The sequence below is a fragment of the Streptomyces sp. NPDC093600 genome (assembly GCF_044764755.1).
Classification (GTDB): Bacteria; Actinomycetota; Actinomycetes; order Streptomycetales; family Streptomycetaceae; genus Streptomyces.
The window spans coordinates 421913-446707 of the sequence record NZ_JBIWIU010000003.1 but is presented as its reverse complement, the minus strand read 5'-3'; the positions used below and the strand labels follow the sequence as shown (position 1 = coordinate 446707).

At 72.9% G+C, this 24795-nt stretch carries 25 protein-coding genes; 8 read left to right on the top strand and 17 right to left on the bottom strand.

The genetic code is table 11. The annotated features are described in order from the left end of the window. Positions 1-19: 19 nt before the first annotated feature. The 5 genes from ACIRB4_RS11960 to ACIRB4_RS11940 form a co-directional block, all read right to left on the bottom strand. Positions 20-592: a hypothetical protein gene (locus ACIRB4_RS11960; protein WP_403290113.1), complete on the bottom strand. Its 573-nt coding sequence runs from the start codon at positions 590-592 to the stop codon at positions 20-22. 47 nt (positions 593-639) lie between these two features. Beyond that, positions 640-1392, bottom strand: a complete 753-nt coding sequence (locus ACIRB4_RS11955) for a PIG-L deacetylase family protein (protein ID WP_403290111.1) — start codon at positions 1390-1392, stop codon at positions 640-642. Between the two features lie 17 nt (positions 1393-1409). Further along, positions 1410-2309 (bottom strand): SIS domain-containing protein, encoded by a 900-nt coding sequence (locus ACIRB4_RS11950; RefSeq protein WP_403290109.1) that lies wholly within the window; start codon positions 2307-2309, stop codon positions 1410-1412. Between the two features lie 124 nt (positions 2310-2433). Next, on the bottom strand, positions 2434-3732 hold the full coding sequence (locus ACIRB4_RS11945) for an alpha/beta fold hydrolase (protein ID WP_403290107.1): 1299 nt from the start codon (positions 3730-3732) through the stop codon (positions 2434-2436). Between the two features lie 94 nt (positions 3733-3826). Continuing rightward, positions 3827-4933: a glycoside hydrolase family 5 protein gene (locus ACIRB4_RS11940; protein WP_403290105.1), complete on the bottom strand. Its 1107-nt coding sequence runs from the start codon at positions 4931-4933 to the stop codon at positions 3827-3829. A gap of 185 nt (positions 4934-5118) precedes the next feature. On the opposite strand from ACIRB4_RS11940, the gene ACIRB4_RS11935 reads away from it, so the two are divergent. Next, positions 5119-6282 (top strand): betaine/proline/choline family ABC transporter ATP-binding protein, encoded by a 1164-nt coding sequence (locus tag ACIRB4_RS11935; protein WP_403290103.1) that lies wholly within the window; start codon positions 5119-5121, stop codon positions 6280-6282. 121 nt (positions 6283-6403) lie between these two features. After that, positions 6404-7378, top strand: a complete 975-nt coding sequence (locus tag ACIRB4_RS11930) for an acetylxylan esterase (protein ID WP_403290101.1) — start codon at positions 6404-6406, stop codon at positions 7376-7378. A gap of 30 nt (positions 7379-7408) precedes the next feature. Here ACIRB4_RS11930 and ACIRB4_RS11925 read toward each other — a convergent pair whose 3' ends face one another. From ACIRB4_RS11925 to ACIRB4_RS11905, 5 genes are all read right to left on the bottom strand, one after another. Then, positions 7409-8362, bottom strand: a complete 954-nt coding sequence (locus ACIRB4_RS11925; RefSeq protein ID WP_403290461.1) for an ABC transporter substrate-binding protein — start codon at positions 8360-8362, stop codon at positions 7409-7411. Positions 8363-8385: 23 nt separating this feature from the next. Beyond that, positions 8386-9060, bottom strand: coding sequence for an ABC transporter permease (locus ACIRB4_RS11920; protein WP_403290099.1), 675 nt, complete (start codon positions 9058-9060; stop codon positions 8386-8388). Beyond that, a complete protein-coding gene (locus tag ACIRB4_RS11915; RefSeq protein ID WP_403290097.1) occupies positions 9057-9746 on the bottom strand; it encodes an ABC transporter permease in 690 nt (229 codons plus the stop codon). The genes ACIRB4_RS11920 and ACIRB4_RS11915 overlap by 4 nt, the downstream gene beginning before the upstream one ends. 85 nt (positions 9747-9831) lie before the next feature. Continuing rightward, on the bottom strand, positions 9832-11082 hold the full coding sequence (locus tag ACIRB4_RS11910) for a cytochrome P450 (RefSeq protein WP_403290095.1): 1251 nt from the start codon (positions 11080-11082) through the stop codon (positions 9832-9834). Between the two features lie 123 nt (positions 11083-11205). After that, a complete protein-coding gene (locus ACIRB4_RS11905; protein WP_403290094.1) occupies positions 11206-11856 on the bottom strand; it encodes a UdgX family uracil-DNA binding protein in 651 nt (216 codons plus the stop codon). Between the two features lie 173 nt (positions 11857-12029). On the opposite strand from ACIRB4_RS11905, the gene ACIRB4_RS11900 reads away from it, so the two are divergent. Next, complete coding sequence (locus ACIRB4_RS11900; protein ID WP_403290092.1) at positions 12030-12998, top strand: LLM class F420-dependent oxidoreductase; 969 nt, start codon at positions 12030-12032, stop codon at positions 12996-12998. 76 nt (positions 12999-13074) lie between these two features. Here ACIRB4_RS11900 and ACIRB4_RS11895 read toward each other — a convergent pair whose 3' ends face one another. The 7 genes from ACIRB4_RS11895 to ACIRB4_RS11865 all read right to left on the bottom strand — a co-directional run bounded on the left by ACIRB4_RS11895 (position 13075) and on the right by ACIRB4_RS11865 (position 18362). Continuing rightward, positions 13075-13488: a nuclear transport factor 2 family protein gene (locus ACIRB4_RS11895; RefSeq protein WP_403290090.1), complete on the bottom strand. Its 414-nt coding sequence runs from the start codon at positions 13486-13488 to the stop codon at positions 13075-13077. A 54-nt stretch (positions 13489-13542) separates the two neighbouring features. Continuing rightward, on the bottom strand, positions 13543-13932 hold the full coding sequence (locus tag ACIRB4_RS11890; RefSeq protein ID WP_403290088.1) for a VOC family protein: 390 nt from the start codon (positions 13930-13932) through the stop codon (positions 13543-13545). A 196-nt stretch (positions 13933-14128) separates the two neighbouring features. After that, positions 14129-14959 carry an ammonia-dependent NAD(+) synthetase gene (gene nadE / locus ACIRB4_RS11885; RefSeq protein WP_403290086.1) on the bottom strand — a complete coding sequence of 277 codons (831 nt, stop codon included), beginning with the start codon at positions 14957-14959 and terminating at the stop codon, positions 14129-14131. Positions 14960-15136: 177 nt separating this feature from the next. Continuing rightward, the gene (locus tag ACIRB4_RS11880) at positions 15137-16051 is read right to left on the bottom strand and encodes an amino acid ABC transporter permease (RefSeq protein ID WP_403290085.1); all 915 of its coding nucleotides are present in this window, start codon (positions 16049-16051) and stop codon (positions 15137-15139) included. Beyond that, positions 16048-16713 carry an amino acid ABC transporter permease gene (locus ACIRB4_RS11875; protein ID WP_403290084.1) on the bottom strand — a complete coding sequence of 222 codons (666 nt, stop codon included), beginning with the start codon at positions 16711-16713 and terminating at the stop codon, positions 16048-16050. Before ACIRB4_RS11875 ends, ACIRB4_RS11880 begins: the two co-directional genes overlap by 4 nt. 10 nt (positions 16714-16723) lie before the next feature. Next, a complete protein-coding gene (locus tag ACIRB4_RS11870) occupies positions 16724-17566 on the bottom strand; it encodes a glutamate ABC transporter substrate-binding protein (RefSeq protein WP_403290083.1) in 843 nt (280 codons plus the stop codon). 40 nt (positions 17567-17606) lie between these two features. Further along, the gene (locus ACIRB4_RS11865) at positions 17607-18362 is read right to left on the bottom strand and encodes an amino acid ABC transporter ATP-binding protein (protein ID WP_403290082.1); all 756 of its coding nucleotides are present in this window, start codon (positions 18360-18362) and stop codon (positions 17607-17609) included. 264 nt (positions 18363-18626) lie between these two features. Between ACIRB4_RS11865 and ACIRB4_RS11860 the strand changes: the two genes are divergently transcribed. Genes ACIRB4_RS11860 through ACIRB4_RS11840 form a run of 5 tightly spaced genes read left to right on the top strand, consistent with a single transcriptional unit; the run spans position 18627 to position 24765 of the window. Further along, complete coding sequence (locus tag ACIRB4_RS11860) at positions 18627-20138, top strand: ABC transporter substrate-binding protein (RefSeq protein WP_403290458.1); 1512 nt, start codon at positions 18627-18629, stop codon at positions 20136-20138. Further along, positions 20135-21865: an ABC transporter permease subunit gene (locus ACIRB4_RS11855; RefSeq protein ID WP_403290081.1), complete on the top strand. Its 1731-nt coding sequence runs from the start codon at positions 20135-20137 to the stop codon at positions 21863-21865. Before ACIRB4_RS11860 ends, ACIRB4_RS11855 begins: the two co-directional genes overlap by 4 nt. Then, complete coding sequence (locus tag ACIRB4_RS11850; RefSeq protein WP_403290080.1) at positions 21855-22874, top strand: ABC transporter ATP-binding protein; 1020 nt, start codon at positions 21855-21857, stop codon at positions 22872-22874. The genes ACIRB4_RS11855 and ACIRB4_RS11850 overlap by 11 nt, the downstream gene beginning before the upstream one ends. Next, on the top strand, positions 22871-23545 hold the full coding sequence (locus tag ACIRB4_RS11845; protein ID WP_403290079.1) for an ATP-binding cassette domain-containing protein: 675 nt from the start codon (positions 22871-22873) through the stop codon (positions 23543-23545). Before ACIRB4_RS11850 ends, ACIRB4_RS11845 begins: the two co-directional genes overlap by 4 nt. After that, positions 23542-24765: an MFS transporter gene (locus tag ACIRB4_RS11840; RefSeq protein WP_403290077.1), complete on the top strand. Its 1224-nt coding sequence runs from the start codon at positions 23542-23544 to the stop codon at positions 24763-24765. The genes ACIRB4_RS11845 and ACIRB4_RS11840 overlap by 4 nt, the downstream gene beginning before the upstream one ends. Positions 24766-24795 lie beyond the last annotated feature (30 nt).

Below are 24795 nucleotides of genomic sequence, written 5' to 3'. Positions count from 1 at the left end.
CCGCACCGCGGGGGCCGTCTCAGCACTGCCAGAGGAAGGCGGCCTCCCGGCAGGGATCGCAGGTGAAGACATAGGCGTAGCCGCCCCCGAAGTTGGCCACCTCGTCGAGTTGGGCGACGAAACCCATCGGCTGCGCGCATCCCGCGCAGTCGGGGGTTTCCTCGTTCTGGAGCCAGTACGGCTCACCGCCCAGCTGTCCCAGGACCGATCTGCCGTCCACCGGTCCCCATGCCTCCTCCTCCCCGTACCTCACGGAGCCGAAAGGCCGCGCTGCCAGGACGACGGTCCGGCCGAGCAGCGTCTCGCCCTCGGCCGGCAGGGCGGCCGGGGAGAGTCCCTCCGCGGGAAAGACGAAGGCCCGGTTCCCTCCGGCCGAAGGCTCCCATTCCTGGCACAGCCCCGGGTCGTTCTGGCACATGAAGACGGACACGACGTCCTTGCCCCGGTCCAGATGAGCGATGAACTGCATCGCGCCCTCGCACTCGACGCACAGCGGCCAGACGAAGCCGGCCGGGACGAGCGGCAGGCCCCCGGCGCGGGAGACGGGCGTGGTGGGGGCGGACTCGCCGCCGTGGAGAAGCAGGGTGGTCATGGTGGCGACGCTAGATCACGGCACTGACAACGCCCCGGCCGCGCGGCTCAGCGGGGGAACACCTCGAAGGCGACCGCCGGGCGGCCGCCGAAGCGGGAGGCGAAGCGGTCGTTGTTGGCGGCCAGGAAGGTGCGGACGTAGTCCTCGGGGTCCTCGTCCGTGAGGGCCTCGATGTAGGCGCGGTGGGCGAGGAGGGAGCGGACGGAGCGCTCGAAGCCGGGGGTGGCGTCGACGGCGTGGGTCGGGGTGGTCGAGCCGGCGACCGCGACCCAGCGGACCCCGTCCCACGGCTCCAGGCCCTGCTCGACCAGCTCGGGGAAGATCCAGCGGTTGCCCGCGTCGCCCGCTGCGTCCAGGGTGGCGCGCCCGACCGCGACATGGTCGGGGGTGTTCCAGGCGCCGCCGACCGCCGGGCCCCACGTGTCCCGGTGGTTGAGGGTGACGACCAGCTCCGGGCGGTGGCGGCGGATCGCCGCCGCGATGTCCCGGCGCAGGCCGAGACCGTACTCGATCATCCCGTCCGGGTGGTTCATGAACTCCACCGCGGACACGCCGACGACGGCCGCGCTGTCCCTCTGCTCCTGTTCGCGCAACGGACCGCAGGCGGCGGGGTCCAGGGAGTCGATCCCGGCCTCGCCCCGCGTGGCGAGCACATAGGCGACCTCCTTGCCGGCGTCCGTCCAGCCGGCGACGGCGGCGGCGCAGCCGTACTCGAGGTCGTCGGGGTGCGCGACGACCGCGAGGGCGCGCTGCCAGTCGCCCGGCATCTCCTCCAGCGGCGAGCTGTTCGTGTCGATCATGCGCGCAGGATACGGGCTCACACGGGGACCGGTCCGGAGAGGATCACCGAGCGGGACACGTGCCGGGGCCGGTCCGGGTTGAGGCCGCGGCGGGCCGCGAGGGTGACCGCGAGCCGTTGGGCGCGGACCAGGGCCGCCACCGGGTCGATCGCGTCGGCCGCGAACAGCGCGCCCGTGGTCTCCACTTCGTCGCGCAGTCCGGCCGGGGCCGGGCCGAGGCACCACACCAGGCTGGCGCGGTCGCTGATGCTGATCGGCCCGTGCCGGTACTCCATGGCGGCGTACGACTCCGTCCAGGCGCGGGCGACCTCGCGGAGCTTGAGCGCCGCCTCGTCGGCGAGCCCGACCGTCCACCCCGTGCCGAGGAAGGTGAACTGGCCGCGCCGCTCCCAGGCTGCCGGCAGCGGTTCGTAGAGGGCGAGTTCGGCGTCGGCGATCGAGGGTCCCAGGTCGACGCCGAGGCCGGCGCGCAGCAGTTGGAGGGCCGTGGTGGCGAACCGGGTCTGGACGACGGAGCGTTCGTCGGCGAAGCCGAGACCGATCACGCGGTCGGCGTGGTGCGCGGCCCGGCTGTCGGGGACGCCGGTCAGGACGAGCGTGGGGGTGCGGCCGGCGGCCCGGGCCAGCAGGGTCGCCACCTCCGTCGTCGTACCGGAGCGGGTGAGGGCGAGGATCCGGTCGTAGCCGCGGCCGAGCGGGGTCTCGTCGGAGGCAGGGAAGGCGTCGGTCTCGCCCTCGCCGAGCGATTCGCGCAGGGCGGCGTAGGCGCGGGCGATGAAGTAGGACGTGCCGCAGCCGACGACGGCGATCCGCTCCCCGCGGCGCGGCAGCACGGCCGCGTGCCCGGCGGCCGTCTCGGCCGCGCGCCGCCAGCAGTCGGGCTGGCTGGCGATCTCCGCGATGACGTGGGTGGTCATGTCCGGGTCCTCTCCTGGCGGGTGGTCCGGACCGAGTTCTATCCCCCTGGCCACGGGCGCACCATGAGCATTCGGTGCGCACCGCTTGGACTTTTGCGCGCGGCCGATCCCTGTCCCCGGACGGTCAGATCTCGCCCCGCGCGAGAGCGAGCAGCCGGTCCAGGACGCGCGGTCCGCCCGCCCGTACGCCGTCGTGCTCGAACTCGTCGGTCACCCAGGTCCGCAGGCCCCGGACGGCGCGGGCGGTCTCCAGGGAGTGCGCGGTGTCCACGAACAGGTCGTCGTGGTAGACGACGGCGGCGACGGGGACCTCGTTGGCGGCCAGCCGCGCGGGGTCGTACAGCGGCGTCCAGTCGGCGCGTTCCGCGAGGAGGTGGGCGGTCTCGCACAGCGGGCGCAGGGCCGGGTCGGTCTCGAAGTGCCAGGGGTGGACGGCCTCGCCGGTGAACAGGAGCGGGTCGTCGCCGGCCAGGGTCTTCTCGGGATCGAAGGCGGGGAACTCGGCGCGGACGCGTTCGGCGGCCCAGGCGGTGGGGGCCTGCCCCTGGGCGTAGCACGCTTCGTGGAGCAGGGCGTACAGCGGGTGTCCGGCGTACGAGAGGAGCGCCTGGGCGTTCTCCAGGAAGGCGTCGGACAGGGCGGGTCCGGTCGGCGTCGGGACGAAGGCGTCCTCCAGGAGGTGGTGGAGCTGGTGGGTGCCCTCGCCGCTGCCGAGGAGGCTGCCGAGGGACTGGAAGGCGCGCGGGGTGAGCAGTCCGCCGTTCGGGAGGGCGACCGGGCCCTCCATGAGGTGGGCGGCGATCCGGCGGGCGCGTTCGACGTCCTGCGGGTAGCGGGCGTAGTGGGCCTCGGTCTTGCGCCGCATACGGGGGAAGGCGGCGCGGTAGACGTCGTCGGCGGTGGCGTGCAGGGAGGGCAGGCCGCCGGTGACGAGGACCGTGTTCAGCCCTTCGGGGGCGGTGGAGAGGTAGTGGGTGGCGCAGAAGCCGCCGAAGCTCTGGCCGAGGACGGTCCAGCGGGCGCCGCCGGTGAGCCGCTGCCGGATCAGCTCGCAGTCCTTGACGATGGAGTCGGCCCGGAAGTGGGTGAGGTAGTCGGCCTGCCGGCTCGGTGTTCCGCGCAGGGGAAGCGTCTGGCGGTTGGCGGGGGTGGAGTTGCCGGTGCCGCGCTGGTCGAGGAGGAGGACGCGGAACTCCTGGACGGCCCGGCCGAGCCAGGCCCGCGGGCCGATGAATCGGCGGGCCCCGAAACCGGGCCCACCCTCCAGGTACACGAGCCATGGCAGGTCCGCTCCGGCCTTGTCGCTCGCGACGGCCTCACGGCCGTACACCTCGATCTGCTCGCCTTCGGGCCTGGCGTGGTCGAGCGGGACGGTGAAGCGATGGTCGGTGAGGACGAGGCCCGGCTGGCGGTAACTGGTCAACGCTGCTCCTGTTCGATACGCCCCCGCCCGGACAGTGGACCACAGGGCGGGGGCCTACCGAAGCAGGATGCGGCGGTGCGGTGGGGACGTGCGGTCAGGAGGTCGGGAAGTTGTCGGCCGTCCTGATCCGGTCGCGGATCCAGACCCCGGCGGGCTTGAGCGAGCCGGTACCCGCCCACGGTCCGTTGGCCGAGCACGTGCCGGACTTGAAGACGGCGCCGCTGCGGTGGTCGTCGGAGAAGTTCCAGTTGACCCAGCTGATCTTCTTGGCGGCCATGAGGTCGAGGAAGCGCTGGGACATGGCGAAGTCGTTGGCGCCCTCACCGGCGTAGTTCTGGGTGCCGAACTCGGTGACGAAGACGGGCAGCTTGCCGGCGGCGCGGGAGAGCGTGTTCAGGTACGCGTCCCGGTGCGAGTACGCGTAGAAGTGGAAGGTGTACATGATGTTGGAGGCCCGCACGGGGTTGGCGACGATCTCCGACTCGTCGGCGCCCTCGGAGACGCCGAGCGACGACCACGCGCGCGTGCCGACCAGGATCGGGGTCTCGGCGTCCTTGGCGCGGATGACCGGGATGAGCTGCTCGGCGTAGCTCTTGATCCGGGACCAGGAGACGCCGCTGGGCTCGTTGGCGATCTCGTAGAGCAGGTTGGTCTTCGAGCCGTGGCGCTGGGCGATCTCGGTGAAGAAGGTCTTGGCGCGGGCGAGGTTGTGGTGCGGGTCGCCGGGGTCGAGCATGTGCCAGTCGACGATCACGTACATCCCGCGCGCGGTGGCCTGCTCGATGAGCGAGTGGGCGAGGTCGGTGTACTTGCGCGGGTCGGTCTCGTATCCCCCCTCCTGGACGTAGGTGGAGACCCGCAGGACATCGGCCTTCCAGTCCTTGGCGAGGGCGTCGAGGGAGCCGCCGGTCAGGCACCGGGCGTACCACTGGGTGCCGTGGCTGGACATGCCGCGCAGCTGGATGGGGTTGCCGTACCGGTTGCAGAGCTTGGTACCGCAGACCTTGAGCTGTCCGTTGACCGCGGCCGGGGTGCCCGCGGGAGGCGCGGCGGCGGCCTTCGCCTCCGCGGCGGCGGGGGCGGAGGGGGTGGCGACCGCGGCGGGCGGTGCGGCGGCGAGGCCGAGGAGGAGGGCGGCCACGCCGGTGCCGGTGGCGGCCAGGGAGCGCATGCCGAGACGTGTCGATCGTGCCGATGTCATGGGGGTCTCCACGGAACGATGGATTGGAAGGAAAGTTTCCTAACGAAGAGATAGCAGCCGGACGGAGAGGCCCGCAAGGGTCATGACAAGAGACGGTGTTCAGCGGGCTGGTGACGGCCCGCCGGAGGTCCTCGGACGGTCCCGGCCCCCGTGCGGGGCGGGCGCGCGGCTCCTAGCGTGGGTCCATGATCCGGTTCGAGCAGGTCAGCAAGGTGTACGCGGACGGCACCACGGCCGTCGACGGCCTCTCCTTCGACGTGGCCGAGGGCGAACTGGTCACCCTCGTCGGCCCGTCCGGCTGCGGCAAGACGACCACGATGATGATGGTGAACCGGCTCATCGAGCCGACGTCGGGCCGCATCCTGGTGAACGGCGAGGACGTCGCCACCCTCGACCCGGTCCGGCTCCGCAGGAAGATCGGGTACGTCATCCAGCAGGTCGGACTCTTTCCGCACCGCACGGTCCTCGACAACACCGCGACCGTCCCGGCGCTCATCGGCTGGAAGAAGGCCAGGGCCCGCGAGCGGGCGGCCGAGCTCCTCGATCTCGTCGGCCTGGACCCGAAGACCCACGGCCGCCGCTACCCCGCCCAGCTCTCCGGCGGGCAGCGCCAGCGCGTCGGCGTGGCGAGGGCGCTGGCCGCCGACCCGCCGGTGCTGCTGATGGACGAACCGTTCGGAGCGGTCGACCCGGTGGTGCGCGAACGGCTGCAGAACGAGTTCCTGAACCTGCAGGCCACCGTGCGCAAGACGGTCCTGCTGGTCACCCACGACATCGAGGAGGCCGTCCGGATGGGCGACCGGATCGCGGTCTACGGCCAGGGGCGCATCGAGCAGTTCGACACGCCCGCGGCCGTCCTCGGCTCGCCCGCCACGCCGTACGTCGCCGAGTTCGTCGGCGCGGACCGCGGCCTCAAGCGGCTCGCCGTGACCGCGATCGAACCGGAGGACCTGGAACAGCCGCCGGTGGCCCGCCTGGAGGAGTCGGCCTCCGCCGCGTCGGCCCGGCTGCGCCCGGGCAGGGCGCGCTGGGCGGTGGTCCTCGGCGGCGAGGGGGACCTGCACGGCTGGGTGGCGGCCGACGCCCTGGCCCGGGCGGGCGAGAAGGACACGGTCGGCGATCTGGCACGCCGGATGGAGGCGTGGGTACCGGTCGGGGCGCCGCTGAAGCAGGCGTTCAGCGAGATGCTCCAGCACGACGCCGGCTGGGTGGCCGTCCTCGACGGTACGCGCTTCCTCGGCGTCCTGACGCCGGCGAAACTCCATGAGGCGCTGCGCCGCTCGGTGGACGCCGACGCGCAGGGGGTGGGCCGCGACGAGGTCGAGTTCGACTCGGTCGCGGACGCGTGAGTCCGGCACCCCACTTTCGTTCACACCTATGAACTCCGCCTGGGGACACGTACCGTGGAGTCGATGACCGGAGCGACCGGTCAAGGGGCTGGACACGGCCCCTCGCGAACAAGGCGGTGGCATGTCCCGGTTCGATCTGTCCCTCGACCAACTCCACGCGTACCGCAGCGCTTCCGAGGAGCCCGAGGACTTCGACGCCTTCTGGACCGGGACGCTCGACGAGGCGCGGGGCCACGAACTCGAAGCGCGCTTCGAGCCGGTCGAGACGGGGCTCGCGACGGTGCGGGTGTACGACGTGACGTTCGCCGGATTCGGCGGGCATCCGGTCAAGGGCTGGTTCGTCCTCCCCGCGCACGCGTCCGAACCCCTGCCGGTGGTGGTGGAGTTCATCGGGTACGGGGGTGGCCGCGGGCTGCCCCACACCCATCTGCTCTGGGCCTCGGCGGGGTTCGCGCACTTCGTGATGGACACCCGGGGCCAGGGAAGCGGCTGGGCGAACGGCGACACCCCGGACCCGGTGGGCAGCGCGCCCTCGTTCCCCGGCTTCATGACACGAGGCGTGGAGGACCCGTACACGTACTACTACCGGCGGGTGTTCACCGACGCCGTCCGCGCCGTTGAGACCGCCCGCTCCCACCCGCTGGTGGACGCGTCCCGCACGGCGGTGACCGGGGGGAGCCAGGGCGGCGGCATCACCCTGGCCGTCGCCGGCCTGGTACGCGACCTGGTGGCCGTCGCACCGGACGTGCCGTTCCTGTGCGACTTCCCCCGCGCGACGACGATCACCGACCGCGCGCCCTACCGCGAGATCGGTGACTACCTCAAGACGCACCGCGGCCGCACGGAGCGCGTCGGGCGCACGCTCGCCTATTTCGACGGGGTCCACTTCGCCGCCCGCGCCACGGCCCCGGCGCTCTTCTCGACGGCGCTGGAGGATCTGACGTGCCCCCCGTCGACGGTCTTCGCGGCGTTCCACGCGTACGCCCACGACGACAAGCACATCGAGGTGTACGACTTCAACGACCACGAGGGCGGCGGCGCCTTCCAGGAGGCGGCCCAACTGCGCTGGCTGCCGGGCCGCCTGCGCGCCGGATGACAGGGAGCGGTGGCACCGGGTCCGACGCGTTCAGGGGGTGTTCGGGAGGAGCTTCTTCTCCCGGAGGTAGTTCCTCGCGACGTCCTCCGGGAGACGGCGCCAGCTGTCGACCTGCTCGTTCAGGTGGGCGAGGTCGGCGGTGGTGAGGACCGTGTTGAGGCGGCCGAGGGCTCGGGTGACGCCCTCGGCGCCCGCATGGGCGCGGTTGACGACCGGGACGATGTGGTCGGCGTTCTGCAGCCGCTTGTCGTCGGCGAGCAGGACGAGACCGAAGTCGTCGAGGGTGGCGTCGGTGGTCGTCGTCAGGACCATCTGGTCCTGACCGTTCTGGACCGCCTGTTTGGCCTGTGTGGTGCCGACGCCCTTGGGGTCGACGGTCGTGATGTGGATGCCGTACGTCTTCTCCAGACCGGGCGCGCAGTAGGGCCGCCGGACACACTCGTCGCCCGCCGCGAGGCGTACCGGCAGCCTCGCCGCTCCCAGGTCGCTGAGGGTTTTCAGCCGGTGTTCGGCGGCGTACGCCGAGGAGACGGCGAAGGCGTTCTGGTCGACGGCCCGCCCGGGGTCGAGGACGGTCAGGCCGCGCGGGGTGGCGAGCCGGCGGAGCCCCCTCATCGTGGCGGTGAGGTCGGGTGAGCCGACGGCCGGCGCTTCGGGGCCGTTGACCTTGGCGTTGAGCCAGTCGGCGAACGTCGCCGCGTACTCCGGTACGACGTCGATCCGGCCGCTCTCCAGGGCCGGTTCGTACAGCTCGCGGTTGGTGACGGAGAGGATCTCGGTGCCGTACCCCGCCTGTTCGAGCAGGAGCGCGTACATCCGGGCGAGCAGATCGCTCTCGGTGAAGCCGGCCGAGCCGATGACGAGATGCCGGCTGTCGCCGGGTGGGGCCGTGATCGCCCCCCGGTCCTCCAGCGACGGTCCGGTGGCGCAGCCGCCGAGCGTGAGCAGGCCCGCGAGGACCCCGGCAGCCCGTCGCCCGCTCATCGGGCCCGTCCGGCCCATCCGGCTCATCCGGCGCTCTCCTTGGCCCATGCGGGGGCGAACCGCTGCGCCGCTTCGAAGACGCCCTCCACGACGAGGGCGAAGAGCGCGACGAGTACGGCCCCGGCGACGACCTGCGGTGTGGAGGCGAGGTTGAAGCCGGCCGTGATGATCCGGCCGAGCCCGCCGCCGCCCGCGAGGGCGGCGACGGTCGCGGTGGCCACGAGCTGCACGGCGGCGACGCGCACGCCGGTGAGCACCAGGGGCAGCGCGAGCGGCAGTTCGACCCGGAGCAGCATCTGGCTCCCGGTCATCCCCATCCCCCGGGCGGCCCGGACCACGTCGGCGTCGACGCCCCGTATCCCGACGTACGCGTTGGTGAGCAGCGGAGGTACGGCGAACAGCACCAGCGCGATGATCGTGGGCCACTGCCCGTACGTACCGATGGGGCTGAGCAGCAGCAGGACCAGGACGGCGAAGGTGGGCACCGCGCGGCCGATGTTGGCGAGGTTGACGGCGAGGGCGCCGCCCTTGCCGAGGTGGCCGAGGACGAGGGCGACCGGGAGGGCGAGGGCGCAGCTGAGCGCGAGGCAGACCAGCGTCAGGAAGAGGTGTTCCCCGAGGCGGTGCCACACCCCGTTCTCACCGGACCAGTTGGCGGCGCTGGTGAACCAGTCCCAGGTGGCGGTGAGGGTGTTCACGTGCCCTGCCCGCGGGTCGCCGCCGTCCATGGGGTGAGGAGTCGTTGCAGGCCGAGGAGGAGCAGGTCGGCGGCGACGGCGATGATCACGCAGAGGACGGACGCGGTGAGGACCTGGGCCTTGAAGTAGGTGTTCATCCCGGAGTAGATGAGGTTGCCGAGGCCGCCGTTGCCGACGATGGCGCCGATGGTGACGAGGGAGACGGTGGAGACCGTGGCGATGCGCAGCCCCGCCATGGCGGCGGGGAGCGCGAGCGGCAGCTCGACGGCGAGCAGCAGGCGCACGGGTCCGTAGCCCATCCCGCGCGCGGCCTGGCGGGTGTCCTCGGGCACGGCGCGGAGCCCGGCGAGGATGTTCCGTACGAGCAGGGTGAGCGAGTAGAGGACGAGCCCGGCGACGACGAGGGACGCCGAGAGGCCGTAGAGGGGCAGGAGCAGCGAGAACATCGCGAGGGACGGGATGGTGTACAGGATCGTGGTCACCCCGAGCACGGCCCCCGCGGCCCAGCGCCGGCGACGGGCGGCGACGGCCAGGGGCACGGCGAGCAGCAGGCCGAGCGCGACCGAGACCGACGTGAGCTGGAGGTGCTGGAGCACGGCGTCGGTGAGGATCTCGCTCCGCGAGGACAGATAGGCGCCGCAGATCCACTCGTTGCGCGCCAGGCAGTCGTCGGGGGGCGCGGTCATTCCCCCATTCCAGGCCGCGTCCCGCGTACGCGCACGCGGGACGGGCCGTTCGGGGCGCCCCGGGAGGGTGCGTCGAGCAGGTGCGTCAGGCGGGGTGGGGGACGAGGCGGAAGCCGCTGCGGGGGCGGGTGGGGACGCGGTGGAGGGGGATCCTGAGGTCCTGTTCCGGAACGGAGCACTCCAGCCGGGCCAGTTCGGTCGACAGCGCGGCCAGGACGGCGACCGTGATGTCCTCGCCGGGGCACCGGTGGCCGCTCTTGGCGTCGCCGCCGCCCTGCGGGATCAGCTCGTCGCGGTGCGGCGTCGGGCGCAGGAAACGCTCCGGGTCGAAGCGGTACGGGTCGTGCCACAGCTCCGGGTCGTGGTTCTGGCCGTAGACGTCGAGCAGCACGAGGGTGTCCTCGGGAACGTGCTCGCCCCGCCACCGCAGGTCGGTGGCGGCGAGGCCGCCGACGAACGGCGCGAAGGGGTAGAAGCGCCGGACCTCGTGGGCGAAGGGTTCGGCGTACGTCTCGGTGTACGGCTCCGCGTACGAACCGTCGTCCTCGCGCAGCAGATGCCGCTGCTCGGGCCAGCGGTCCATGGCGTGGGCGGCGAAGGTGACGAACCAGGCGATGGCGACGGTGGGCCGCACGATGTTGAGGAGTTCGACGGCCGCCGTCCGCGCGTCCAGGAGCGCGCCGTCGGCGTCGCGGTGGCGCACGACCGCGTCGAACGGGGTCGCCGGGGCGCGCGTCGCACCGGCCCTGGCTTCTTCGACCAGGCCCGCCAGGGCCTCCTCCTGGCGGGCGCGGGCCCGCCGGGCCTTCAGATGGCGGGGTCCCGGCGTGGCGAAGCCGTCGACCATGGCGACGCAGTCCTGGGCCATGCGGCGGGTCTGCTCCTCGGTGAGCGGGAGCCCCGTCCAGGCGCACGCGGCGCGGGCCAGAACGAGCGCGGCCTCGTCGAAGAGGACGACCTCGCGGCCGTGTGGCGGGGCGAAGGCCCGCTGCCACTCCGCCCGGACCATGTCGACCAGCTCGGCGACGGCCGCGGGCTCGGTCAGCTCGGTCATGAACAGCGCTTTGCGCACGCGGTGGTCCTCGCCGTCGAGCGTGTGGACGGCGCCGCGTCCGAAGAGGGTGTCCAGGACCGGCCCCGGCAGGGCGTCGTGGCGGCGGACGTGCTGCTCGTCGTAGAAGAAGCGGACGGCCTCGGGGCCGTGGAGGGCGATGGCGGGCCGCCCCAGGAGCCGGGTGCGCACGGGCGCCCCACCGGTGCGGCGGCGCCGGTCGGGCAGCCAGGCGTAGCCCTTGAGGAGCAGGGCGGCGGTGCTGTCGAGTGTCATGGGGGCCATGTCGGCCAGGTGCCCTGTCCGCCGGGAAACACTCGTGTGTGGCGGCGGACCACCCGGGGACCGCTCGTCTTTCACCCGTTCGCGGGCGGCGGGCGGCTCGCCCGTGCGGGGGCCGGGCCGGCCTCACAGCGCGCCGGCCGCCACCCGCAGGTCGGCGACGAGCCCGGCGTACGCTGCCTCGCGGTCGTCGGCGCGCAGGACGGCCGAGGGGTGCAGCGTCGCCACCACCTGGGGGCCGCCGTCCACGCCGGGCAGGGGAAGCAGCGCGCCACGGTCGGCGCCCACGCGGAAGGAGCGCCCGAGGACGGCCTTCCCGGCCGTCGCACCGAGCACGACCACCACCTTCGGGTCGACGAGCCGCAGTTCCGCCTCCAGCCAGGGGCGGCAGGCGGTCATCTCGCGCAGGCTCGGCGCCTTGTGGATCCGTCGCTTGCCGGGACCGGACTGGGTGAACTTGAAGTGCTTGACCGCGTTGGTGAGGTACACGCCCTCCTCGTCGATCCCCGCTTCCCGCAGCGCCTTGGCGAGCAGCCGCCCGGCGGGACCCACGAAGGCCTCGCCCTTGCGGTCCTCCTGGTCGCCGGGCTGTTCCCCGACGAGCAGCATGCGGGCATGGGGGTCGCCGCGCCCGAAGACGGTCGTGGTGGCGTCGGCGAAGAGCGGACAGCCCCGGCACTCGGCCGCGGCGCGGCGATAGGCCGCCAGTCCGCCCCGCACGGGCAGATAGGGAGCCGCGTCGTACTCCTGTCCGGTGCCGACAGCGGTGTCACTCATCGCGCCACACTCCCTGACCGGGTGGGGGTCGGTGCTCCGTCGTGCCCCGTGGGCTCCGCCTCGCCGGGGCACGGTGTGCTCCTCGACCGGCGCCTTCCCCTGCCGTACGCCGAGAAACCACCGCGCGCGCCTGCCCGATGTTTCGTGCCCTCGGCACCGGCAACGCGCGGGGCATGGTGAACATCGGATACACAATGATGACCGAGCAGGCCGGCCCCCGTGACCTGGTGGAGCACGTGGTGCGGGCCGAGGAGGCGGGCTTCGACTTCTCCGTGACCTCGGACCACTACTTCCCGTGGCTGGAGTCGCAGGGGCACGCCCCGTACGCGTGGAGCGTGCTCGGCGCCGCCGCGCAGGCCACCTCGCGGATCCCGCTGATGACGTACGTGACCTGTCCGACCGTCCGCTACCACCCGGCGGTCGTCGCCCAGAAGGCCGCCACCGTGCAGCTGCTGAGCGAGGGGCGGTTCCGGCTGGGGCTCGGATCGGGCGAGAACCTCAACGAGCATGTGGTGGGCGCGGGCTGGCCCGCCGCCCATGTCCGTCTGGAGATGCTGGAGGAGGCCGTCGGCATCATCCGCTCCCTGTTCGAGGGCGGCAACGTGAACCATCACGGCACCCACTTCGATGTGGAGAACGCGCGGCTGTGGGACCTGCCCGACGAGCCGCCGCCGATCGGGGTCGCCGTCTCGGGGGAGCGCTCGTGCGAGATCGCCGGGCGCCTCGCCGACCTGGTCATCGCCGTGGAGCCGAAGAGCGAGCTCATCGACGCCTTCGACCGGCACGGCGGGGCGGGCAAGCCGCGGGTCGGCCAGCTGCCGGTCTGCTACGACCCGGACCGGGACGCGGCGGTGAAGCGGGCCCACGACCAGTTCCGCTGGTTCGGCGGCGGGTGGAAGGTGAACGCCGAGCTGCCCGGCCCCGAGGGCTTCGCGGGGGCCACGCAGTTCGTACGTCCCGAGGACGTGGCCGAGTCGATCCCCTGCGGCTCGGACGTCGACGCCTTCGTCGAGGCGGTCCGGCCGTACGCCGACGCCGGCTTCACCGAGATCGCCCTGGTCCAGATCGGCGGCGAGCACCAGCGGCCCTACCTCGACTGGGCGGAGCGGGAACTCCTTCCGGCGCTGCGCTCGGCGCTCTGAGGTCCGCGTCCCCGACCGCACGGCCGACAGCCCCCTGGTGCGAGGTGCGCCATGGGGCTGTCGGCCGACCGGGGCGTCACCCGGCCTGGGGCGGTCCCGCCGCTCCCGCCGCCTCCGCCGCGATCCGGTCGAACTGCGCGCCCATCGCCTCGGCCAGGGCCGCGGCCGCCGAGAGCGGCCGGACCATGACGACGAAGTCGTCGATCCTTCCGTCCTCGTCCATGTGCAGGAAGTCGCAGCCGTTGATCTCCTTGTCGCCGACCTTCGCCGTGAAGACGAGCGCGTGGTCGCGGCCGTCGGCCCCGGCGATCTCACGGACGTAGCGGAAGTCCGTGAAGACACGGGAGACCCCGCGGATGATCGACGCGGTGATCGCCTTGCCCTCGTACGGCCGGAAGGCCACGGGGCTGGTGAAGACGACGTCCTCCGCGAGCATGGCTTCGACGGCGGCGTGGTCGGCGGCCTCGACGGCCTTGCGGAACGGGTGCATCAGCCAACCCCCATAGGCAACTATTTGACTAGGTGCGCATGAGGGTAGCAGTCGTCACCTCTCCTGGAGCACCGAAAGGATGTTCCCGGCGGGGTCGGTGAACCAGGCGATGGCCAGACCGGCGGCTTCGTCCCGCACGATGCCCTTCTCGTCCGCGTCGAAGTCGGGGTAGCGCTCCAGGGTCACCCCGCGCCGACCGAGTTCCTCCACGGCCGCGTCGATGTCGTCGACGGGGAAGTTGAGGATCGTGAAGGTCGCCGGGGTGTGCGTGTCCTTCGGGTAGACGAACACCTTGGCCCCGGTGCCGAGGGTGAGGGAGAGCATCCGCATGTCCCCCTCGCCGCTCTCCTCGACCGGGAGGCCGAGCGTGTCGGCGTAGAAACGGCGGGCCTCGTCGAGATCGTTCACCGAGAAGCCGCTGAACGCGGCCGACTGTCCGAGCATGGAGGTCTTTCCTTCCGGTCGTGCGACGGTGGACGTCCTCCAGGGCACACCACGCGGCGCGCCATCCCGGCCCCCGCCACGCGGAGGCGTCCGGATGGTCGCGCCACATCACCCGACCACGTCACCCGACCCCGTCACGAGACGCAGGTCTCCGAGCAAGGTCACCGACCGCGCGCTCGCCGGGGGCGGGCCGCCCTCAGGGGGCGATGGGCAGCCGGCGCTTGTGGTCGGTGAGCTCGTAGCGGCGGACGATCGACGCGAAGGCGGACTCCGTCACCGGCTTGCCCTCCAGGAAGTCGTCGATGTCGTCGTAGGTCACCCCGAGGGCGTCCTCGTCGGGCTTGCCCGGGTCCAGGGTCTCCAGGTCGGCGGTCGGGGTCTTCCACACCAGCTCGGCCGGGGCGCCGAGGGCCTCCGCGACGGCCCGGACGCGACGCTTGGTGAGGCCGGTCAGCGGGACGACGTCGGCGGCGCCGTCGCCGTACTTGGTGAAGAACCCGGAGACCGCCTCGGCGGCGTGGTCGGTGCCGACGACGAGGCCGTCATGGGCTCCGGCGACGGCGTACTGCGCGATCATCCGCTGCCGGGCCTTGATGTTGCCCTGCACGAAGTCCTGGTGGTGGGCGTCCCGGAAGGCCACTCCCCCGGCGAGGCAGGCCGCGAGAGCGGCGTCGCTCGCGGGCTTGACGTCCACGGTCAGGACCCGGTCGGCTGCGATGAAGCCGAGGGCGAGCTGGGCGTCCTTCTCGTCGGCCTGTACGCCGTAGGGCAGTCGCATGGCGTAGAAGGTCGCGTCGTGGCCGGCGGCCCTGGCGCGCTCGACGGCCAGCTGGCAGAGCCGGCCCGCGGTCGTGGAGTCCACGCCGCCGCTGATCCCGAGAACGAGCGCGCGCAGCCCCGTGGAGGTGAGGCGCTCGGCGAGGAAGGCCACCCGGCGCTCGATCTCGGCGCTCGGGTCGAACGTCTCGGAAACCTCCAGTTCCCGGGCGATCTGCTGCTGCACGGCGGTGGCTGCCGGGTCGGTCACGGGGATGCTCCTCGGGGTGGGTCGGCGGTACGAGGGGAGCCCGTGCTGCGGAGCCGGGCCGGAGTCGACTCTATGCGGCGCGCCCGGCCCGCGGCACGTCCGGTCCGCGGCTCCGCGGCACGCCACCCTCGCGCGACGGGAGACCGCACTTGGCCCGGGGGTGCGTACTCTCCGCGGTCACTTCGTGTCGTGGGCCGGTCCCATGTGCTCGCCGGGCCTGGCCAGCTCGTCCACCGCGTCGGCGCCGACCACCGCGCCCGTCGACTTCTTGGCGCGCCGCAGCCTGCGTTCGAGCCGGTCGGCGAAGGTGGTGAGCGCGAAGTTGAGGGCGACGAAGATGACGGCGACGACCGTGAAGCTGGCGATGGTGTTGGCGCCGTAGTTCGCGCTCATCGGCCGGACGGAGGCGAGGAGCTCGGAGAAGCCGAGCATGGCGCCGCCCAGCGCGGTGTCCTTGACGATGACGACGAGCTGGCTGACGAGCGCCGGGAGCATGGCGGTGACCGACTGCGGCAGCAGGACGTACCGCATGGTCTGGCCCTTGCGCATGCCGATCGCCTTGGCCGCGTCGGTCTGGCCGATGGGCAGGGCGAGGATGCCGGCCCGGACGACCTCGGCGAGGACCGAGGCGTTGTACAGGACGAGTCCGGTGACCACCGCGTACAGCGGGCGCGTCTCCGGGCTGATGTCGGTGAACTCGGAGTAGGCCGCGTTGGCGAAGAGCATCAGGATCAGGACCGGGATGGCGCGGAAGAACTCCACGACCGTACCGGCCGCGGCGCGCACCGTCCGGTGGTCGGAGAGCCGTCCGATGCCGAGCAGCGCGCCCAGGGGCAGGGCGATGGCCATGGCGAGCACCGCGGCGATCAGGGTGTTCTCCAGGGCCGGGAAGATGTACGTGGTCCAGGTGCGGGAGTCCGTGAAGAAGGGTGCCCACTTGGCCCAGTCGAGCTGGTTCTTGTCGGCGAGGCTCCGCACCACCCACCAGATCAGCGCGGCGAGGGCCACCAGGAAGAGCGCGGTGTAGAGGATGTCGCGCCGGCGGGCACGGGGTCCCGGGACGTCGTACAGGACGGTGGGCCGCTCCTTCATCGCTTCACCGCCACCTTCTTGCTCAGCCAGCCGAGGAAGAGGCCGGTCGGAAGCGTGAGGCAGATGAAGCCGACGGCGAAGATCGCGGAGATGAGGATCAGCTGCGCCTCGTTCTCGATCATCTCCCGCATCAGCAGGGCGGCTTCGGCGACGCCGATGGCGGCGGCGACGGTGGTGTTCTTGGTGAGGGCGATGAGCACGTTGGCGAGCGGACCGACCACCGAGCGGAAGGCCTGGGGCATCACGATGAGCCGCAGCACCTGCGGGAAGTTGAGCCCGATGGCGCGGGCCGCCTCCACCTGTCCGACGGGCACGGTGTTGATCCCCGACCGGAGCGCCTCGCAGACGAAGGCGGCGGTGTAGGCGATCAGTCCGAGCACGGCGAGCCGGAAGTTGATGGTGGTGAAGTCCTTGGCTCCCAGGCTGACGCCGAGCGTCTGGAACAGGCCCAGCGAGGTGAAGACGATGATCACCGTGAGGGGGATGTTGCGGACGATGTTGACGTAGGCGGCGCCGAAGCCCCGCATCAGGGGGACGGGGCTGACGCGCATGGCGGCCAGCAGCGTCCCCCAGATCAGGGAGCCGATCGCGGAGTAGACGGTGAGCTGCACCGTCACCCAGAAGGCTCCCAGCAGGTCGTAACCTTCGAGGAAGTCGAACACGTCGGCCTGCTCACTTGACGATGACGCCGATCTTGGGTGCGGGCTCGTTCTTGTAGTCGGCCGGTCCGAAGTTCTTCTTCACGGCCGCGTCCCAGGAACCGTCGGCGACCATCTTCTCCAGGGCCGTGTTGATCCGTGCCTTCAGTTCGCTGCCCTTCTGTACGCCGATGCCGTAGTTCTCGTTGCTCAGCTTGAAGCCGGCGAGCTTGAACTTGCCCTTGAACTCGTCCTGTGCGGCGTAGCCGGCGAGGATCGAGTCGTCGGTGGTGAGCGCGTCGACGACGCCGTTCTCCAGACCGGTCAGGCACTCGGAGTAACCGCCGTACTCCTGGAGTTGGGCCTGCGGGGCGAGTCGGGTCTTGACGTTCTGCGCGGAGGTGGAGCCGGTGACCGAGCAGAGCTTCTTGTTGTTCAGGTCCGAGGGCTTGGTGATGGAGGTGTCGTCCGCGCGGATCAGCACGTCCTGGTGGGCCAGGAGGTACGGTCCGGCGAAGTCGACCTTCTCGGCCCGTTCGTCGTTGATCGAGTACGAGGCCGCGATGAAGTCGACGTCGCCGCGCTGGAGCATCGTCTCGCGGTCGGCGCTCTTGGCCTCCTTCCATTCGATGTCGCCGGGATCGTGACCGAGCTCCCGGGCGACATACGTGGCCACGTCGACGTCGAAGCCGGTGTAGGTACCGTCCGGGGTCTTCAGCCCGATGCCGGGCTGGTCGAACTTGATGCCGACGGTGATCTTCTCGGGGTCGGCGCCGGCTCCGCCGTTCCCTCCGTCGCCGCAGCCTGCCGCGGTGAGGGAGAGGGCGAGCGCCGCGGCAGCGGCGAGACCGGCCTTGGTGAGCTTGCGCGGGTTCATGTCTTCACCCCTGGGGCTCTGGGCGCGCGTCGGTCGTGGCTCAGTGGTGCAGGATCTTCGACAGGAAGTCCCTGGCACGGTCGCTGCGCGGGTTGCTGAAGAACTGGTCCGGCGTCGTCTCCTCCACGATCCGGCCGTCGGCCATGAACACGACGCGGTTGGCGGCGGAGCGGGCGAATCCCATCTCGTGGGTGACGACGACCATGGTCATTCCGTCACGGGCGAGCTGCTGCATGACCTCCAGCACCTCGTTGATCATCTCGGGGTCGAGGGCCGAGGTGGGCTCGTCGAAGAGCATCACCTTCGGTTCCATGGCCAGTGCCCGCGCGATCGCCACGCGCTGCTGCTGGCCGCCGGAGAGCTGGGCGGGATACTTGTCGGCCTGAGAGGCGACGCCCACCCGGTCGAGGAGTTGCCGGGCCCGTCGTTCGGCCTCCTTCCTGTCCTTCTTGCGGACCTTGATCTGCCCCAGGGTGACGTTCTCGAGAACGGTCTTGTGGGCGAAGAGGTTGAACGACTGGAACACCATGCCGACGTCGGCGCGCAGGGCGGCGAGCTCCCGGCCCTCCTCGGGCAGGGGCTTGCCGTCGATGAGGATCTCGCCGGAGTCGATGGTCTCCAGCCGGTTGATGGCCCGGCAGAGCGTCGACTTCCCACCGCCGGAGGGGCCGATGACGACGACGACCTCGCCGCGTCCGACCGTCATGTCGATGGACTGGAGCACATGGAGCGCGCCGAAGTGCTTGTCGACGTTCCGCAGCACGACGAGCGCGTCGTCGCTCACCGGGACGGACATGGCACCCTCCTGGGTCACCGCCCCCGATTACCGCTCCCTTTCAGATTCATGCTCCGCCTTGCGTGCCGCGCGCGCACGCCGGGACGGGCCCGCCTTCCCGGCCCGACTTCCCGGCCGCTTTCCCGGCCCCGCCTTCCCGGCCCGACTTCCCGGGCCGGGCCGCCTGGGGCCCACCCCCAGACCGACGGGATGAAAACGATTGTCATAATGCTAGGGTTCGGTGCTCCACCCACCCTGCGCACACCCAGGTGACCTCCCTTGCCCCTGCCCTCGCCCTCCTCCATACGCCGCCGCGGACTGCTGTCCGCCCTGGCGCTGACCACCGCCTCCGCCCTCCTCAGCGGATGCTTCGCCGGCCAGACCGGATCGGCCGCGTCCGGCGGCTCCGGCGACGGACGGGTCCGCGTGGCGATGATGCAGCCGCCGCGCTCGGGCCTCTCCCCCCTCTCCGACGACGCGTTCAAGCTCTCCCGCTGGTCCACCGCCGAGACCCTCGTCTCCCTCGACAAGGACGGCAACGCCACCCCCGCCCTCGCCACCGCGTGGAAGCAGACCGGCCGGACCTGGACGTTCACCCTCCGCGAGGGCGTCACCTTCCACGACGGCACGGCCCTGACCGCCGCCTCCGTCGTCAAGTCCCTGACCGTGGCCGTCGGCGCCGCGCCGAAGCCGCGCATCCTCGACGGCGTCGACCTCACCGTCCGGGCCGCCGGCCCGCACACGGTCACCGTCACCACGGCCGCCCCGGACCCCCTCGTACCGCAGCGGCTCAGCTCACCGCAGCTGTCGATCCTGGCCGCCAAGGCCTACCGGGGGAAGACGGTGAGCCCGGTCGGCACCGGCACCGGACCCTTCGAGCTCGTCACCGTACGGGGCACCGCGTCGGCGGCGCTGAACCGCTACGACGGCTACTGGGGTGGCCGCGCCAAGGCCTCCGGCATCGACGTGACCTTCGTCCCCGACGGCACCGCGCGCGCCGCGGCGCTGCGCAGCGGCGAGGCCGACATCGTCGAGGCCGTACCGGTCTCGCAGGCCCGGCTCCTCGACCCCAAGCTCATCACCGAGGTGCCGATGCCGCGCACCAACACCCTGTATCTCAACACCTCCTCCGGCCCGTTCAAGAACCCCGGGCTGCGGGCGGCGGCGCGCGAGGCGATCGACGCACGGCAGATCGTGACGAGCGTGTACGAGGGCCGGGCCGACATCGCCGGCGGCCTCCTCGGTCCCGCCCTGCCCTGGGCCGCGAAGCTGCGCGGCACGGTCCCGCGCCAGCGGGCCGCCGCCCCCGAGAACGCCCGCATCACCGTCGGCACCTTCACCGACCGGGCGGAGCTGCCCGAGGTCGCCCAGGTCCTCCAGCAGCAGCTGCAGGCCGCCGGGTTCAAGGTCACGCTCGACGTACGCGAGTACGCCAACATCGAGGCCGACGCCCTGGCCGGCAAGTTCGACGCCTTCATCCTGTCCCGGGCCACCGTCCTCGACTCCGGCGACCCGGCCGCCTATCTGTACAGCGACTTCGCGGGCGACGGCTCCTTCAACATCTCCCAGCTCTCCGACCCCGCCGTCGACCGCGCCCTGGCCACGGCCGCGGCGACCGCGACCGGTGACGCGCGGCGCCGGGCCGTCGTACGGGCCGAGGCCGCCGTCCTGGCCACCGACGCCGCCGTGCCCCTGCTGCACGAGCGCGTCGTCCAGGGCGACGCGGCGCGGGTGAGCGGCGCCGCGCACGACCCCCGGGAGCGCGCCCTCGTCACGCTCGACACCTCCGTCGAGTGAGGACGGCACTGGCGAGGGCCGCCGGTCTGGTCGCGGTCCTGACCGTGACCGGACTGCTGCCGTGGCTGTCGGGGAAGGATCCCGCGCTGAGTCTGCTGCGGGCGCGCTCCGCCGAGCAGGAGCCGACACCCGAGGCACTGGCCGCGATCCGCGCGGACCTCGGCCTGGACGCCGGTCCGCTCGGACTCCTCGGCGGCTGGGCGGGCGGTCTGCTCCACGGGGACCTCGGGGTCTCCTGGGTGTCCGGCACGGACGTGTTCCCCTCGGTCGCCGCCGGGCTCCAGGTGTCCCTGACCCTGATGGGCGCGGCGCTCGCCGTGGCGTTGCTGCTGGGTTCCGTCCTGGCCGCGCCGGTACTCGTCCGGGGGCGGGCCACCACGGGGGCGTGGGCCGCGGCGCTCGCCGCCGTCCCCGAATTCCTGCTCGCCCTCGGCCTGTTGATCGTGGCGGGCGTGTGGCTCGGCTGGTTCCCGACCTCCGGCTGGGCCGGCCCGGCGCATCTGGTGCTTCCGGCGCTCGCCCTCGGCGTCCCCGCGGGCGCGCTGCTCGGCCGGCTGGTCGCCGACGCTCTGCCCGCCGTCCTCGACGAGCGCTGGGTGGAGCTGTGGCGCGGCGCGGGTGTCGGCAGGGCGCGGATCGCCGCGGCCGCGCTGCGGCGCGCGCTGCCGCCGCTGGTGCCGCAGTTCGGCATGGTGGCCGTCGGTCTGACCGGCGGCGCGGTCGCCGTGGAGACCGTCTTCGCGGTACCCGGCCTCGGCCGTACGGCCCTGGGCGCGGCCAAGTCGCAGGATCTTCCGCTTCTCCAGGGGTCGGTGCTCGCGCTGCTGGCGCTCGGACTGCTCGTGGGCGCGCTGGCCGCCGCCGTACGCCGCAGGCTGCTGGGACCCGCGCTGCGCGACGCGGGCCTCACGCTGCCGCCCGCCCGCCCGGTCCGGGTCCCGGCCGCCGTCCCGGTCGTCCTCGGCGCGGTCCTGCTCGCCGTGATCGGCTGGGGGCTGCTCCGTGAGCCGTACGCGATCGACACCGCGGCCCGTCTCGCCGCCCCCTCCCCCGCGCACCCGCTGGGCACCGACGCGCTGGGCCGCGACGTCCTCGCCCGGCTCGGACACGGTGCGGCGTCGACGATCGGCACGGCGGCCGGCGTCGGTCTGCTCGGGTATCTGCTCGCCCTCGGACTCGGCTTCCTGCCGCGGCTCGCCTCAGGCCTCGCCGACATCGCCAACGCCGTGCCCCCGGTCGTCGCCGGCATCCTGGTGGCCGCCGCGACGGGACCCGGCACCGGCGCCGCGGCGCTCGCCGTCACCGTGGTCTCCTGGCCTCCGCTCGCCGCCCACGCGGCGGCCCTCACCCAGGAGGTGCGCGCCTCCGCGTTCCTCGCGGCGCAGCGGGCGATGGGCGCGAGCCCGCTGTGGATCGTGAGCCGTCACGTCCTGCCGTCCGTGGCCGGCCCGGTCGGCCGGCACGCCGTGCTGCGCCTGCCCGGCATCGCGCTGGCGCTGGCCTCGCTCGGCTTCCTCGGGCTCGGCGCGCAGCCGCCGTCCCCGGAGTGGGGTCTGCTGCTCGACGAGTCCGCCGACTACGTCGAGCGGGCGCCGGTGGCGGCCCTGGCGCCCGCGATCGCGCTGGCGCTGCTGGCCGCGCTCGCCGTCACCCTCGCCGCGGTCCGGCCGCGCCGCCCTGCCCGATCCCTGTCCGTACGAGGAAAGGCGGTCCGCGGTGCGGTCTGACCCTGTGCTCTCGGTGCGCGGGCTGCGCGTCGGATTCGACGGCGTGGACGTGGTGCGCGGCGTCTCCTTCGACGTGCTCCCCGGCGAGGTCCTGGCCCTGGTCGGTGAGTCGGGGGCCGGGAAGTCCCTGACCGCCCGCGCCCTGCTCGGCATGGTCCCGCGCGGGGCGTCGGTCGAGGGCGAGGTGCTCCTGAACGGCGCGCCGGTCACGCCCGCCGACTGGGGCCGCCGGATCGCGCTCGTACCCCAGGACTCGCTGTCGGCCCTCTCCCCCGTCCACCCCGTGGGCGAACAGCTGTCGCTCGCCCTGCGGTCGGTCCAGGGTCTTTCCCGGAGGGAGGCGCGGCGGCGGGCCGAGGCCGCCCTGGAGGCGGTCGGCATTCCGGCCGCCAAGTCGCGTTGCCATCCGCACGAGTTCTCCGGCGGCATGCGGCAACGCGCGGTGCTGGCGATGGCGTTGGTCAACGAACCCGAGCTGGTCGTCGCCGACGAGCCCACCACCGCCCTCGATCCGGAGACGCAGGAGAAGGTGCTCGGGCTCCTCCGCGAGCGGTGCTCGGCCACCAGCGCCTCCCTCGTCCTGGTCACCCATGACATCGAGGTCGTACGCGCCCACGCCGGCCGGATGGCGGTCGTCTACGCCGGGCTCCTGGCCGAGTACGGACCGGTGGAGCGGGTCCTGACCCGGCCTCTGGCGCCGTACACCGCCGGACTCCTCGCCTCCCTGCCGGCCGTCGACGGCACGCCGAGGACCCGGCTGCCCGCCCTGCCCGGCCGGCCGCCCGCGCCGGGCGAGCCGCCGACGGGCTGCGCCTTCGCCCCCCGCTGCCCGCACGCCGTCGACCACTGCCGGACCCGGGCACCCGAGCCGCGCCCGGTCGACGGGCGCGAGGTCGCCTGCCATCTCGCCACCGTCCCGGAGACCGTGAACCCCCGCTGCCCGACGTCCGCGACCTGGTCGTACGGTCGGGAGGCCGCCTGCCGTCCCACCGTCCCGGAGACCGTATGAACCCGCTGCTCGACGTCCGCGACCTGGTCGTACGGTACGGACCGGCCACCGTCGTCGACGGAGTCTCGTTCCAGGTGGGCGCCGGTGAGACGGTCGGGCTCGTCGGCCCGTCCGGCTGCGGAAAGTCGTCCACCGCCGCGGCCGTGCTGCAGCTGCGGCGCCCGCACAGCGGCTCCGTCCGCTTCGACGGCGTGGAGCTGACCGGGCTCGGCGGGCGGGAGCTGCGTGCGGTACGGCCGCGCCTCCAGCCCGTCTTCCAGGACCCGTACGGCTCGCTGAGCCCGCGCCGGCGGATCCGCGACCAGATCGCCGAGCCGTTGCGCGTCCAGGGGCGCTGGTCGCGGACGGCGGGGCCCGGCCGGGTCGCCGAGCTCCTGGACAGCGTCGGACTCGACGACTCCCACGGCGAGCGGCTGCCGCACGAGCTGTCCGGCGGGCAGTGCCAACGGGCGGGGATCGCCCGCGCCCTGGCGAGCGACCCCGACCTCCTCGTCCTCGACGAACCCGTCTCGGCGCTCGACCCGTCCCTGCGGGCCGGCGTTCTCAACCTCCTCCTCGACCTCCAGGACCGGCTCGGCCTCGGCTGCCTCTTCATCTCCCACGACATGGCGGCCGTGCGGCACATGAGCGACCGTGTCCTCACCATGCGGAACGGAAAGCTCGTCGCGTGACCTCCCTGACCCGGCTCCTGATCCTCAGTCAGTTCGCCTTCAACGTCGGCTTCTTCGCCGTCCTGCCCTATCTCGCCGACCACCTGGGCGGCGCCCTGGGACTCGGCGGCTGGCTGGTCGGGCTGATCCTGGGCCTGCGCACCTTCAGCCAGCAGGGCATGTTCGTCGTCGGCGGCGCGCTGACCGACCGGTACGGCGCCCGGCCGATCGTCCTCACCGGCTGCGCGCTGCGCGTCGCGGGCTTCGTCTGGCTCGCCTTCGCCGCCTCCACCTGGGCGGTCGCCGGTGCCGTGGTCCTGGTCGGGTTCGCCGCCGCCCTCTTCTCCCCGGCGGTCGAGACGGAGATCGCGCGCGAGGCCGTCCGCGTCGAGATCGGCGGGGGCCCGGCCCGTACCCGGACGCTGGCCCTGTTCTCCACCGGCGGGCAGGCGGGCGCCCTCGTCGGCCCGGTCGTCGGCGCGCTGCTGCTGTACGGGACGGGTTCGGGCGACGGAGGCGCCTCGGGCGGCCACTTCAGGGCCGCCTGTCTGGCCGGGGCCGTGGTGTTCGCCGTCGTCCTGGCCGGTCACTGGCGCCTCATGCCCGGCACGCGGCCCGAAGCGCGGCGGACCGCGACGGAGTGGCGGCCGCTGCTGCGCAACCGCCGCTTCCTGGGCCTCGCCCTCGCGTACTCCGCCTATCTCCTTTCGTACAACCAGCTCTATCTCGCGCTGCCGGCCGAGCTCGACCGGGCCACCGGCTCGCAGCAGGCGCTCGGCTGGCTGTTCGCCCTCTCCTCCGTCCTGGTCGTCGTCGGCCAGCTGCCGCTGGAGCGCCGGGCGGCGGCGCGGCTGAGCTGGCCGGGCATGGTCCGCTGCGGACTGGCGCTGATCGCGGTCGCGTTCGCGGCGACCGGCGCGCTGCTCACGCTCGGCGGCCTGTGGCCGGCCGTCGCCTTCACCGTGCTCCTCACCCTCGGCCAGATGCTGGTCGTCCCGGCGGCCCGCGCGTGCGTACCCGAGCTCGTCGACCCCGAGCGGCTCGGGCTGTTCACGGGCGCGCTCTCGTCCCTCTCCGGCCTGGTCGTGCTGCTGGGCGCGGCCCCGGCCGGAGCGCTTCTGGAGCGGCCGGGTCCGGTGCCTTGGCTCGTGCTCGGCCTGGTGCCGCTCCTCGGCATGGTGTTCGTGCCGCGTACGGTGACCCGCCGCGCTCGGATGGCGGAGGTCACCGCGCCGACGTGAGACAGGCGCAGACCATGTCGCCGACAGGGA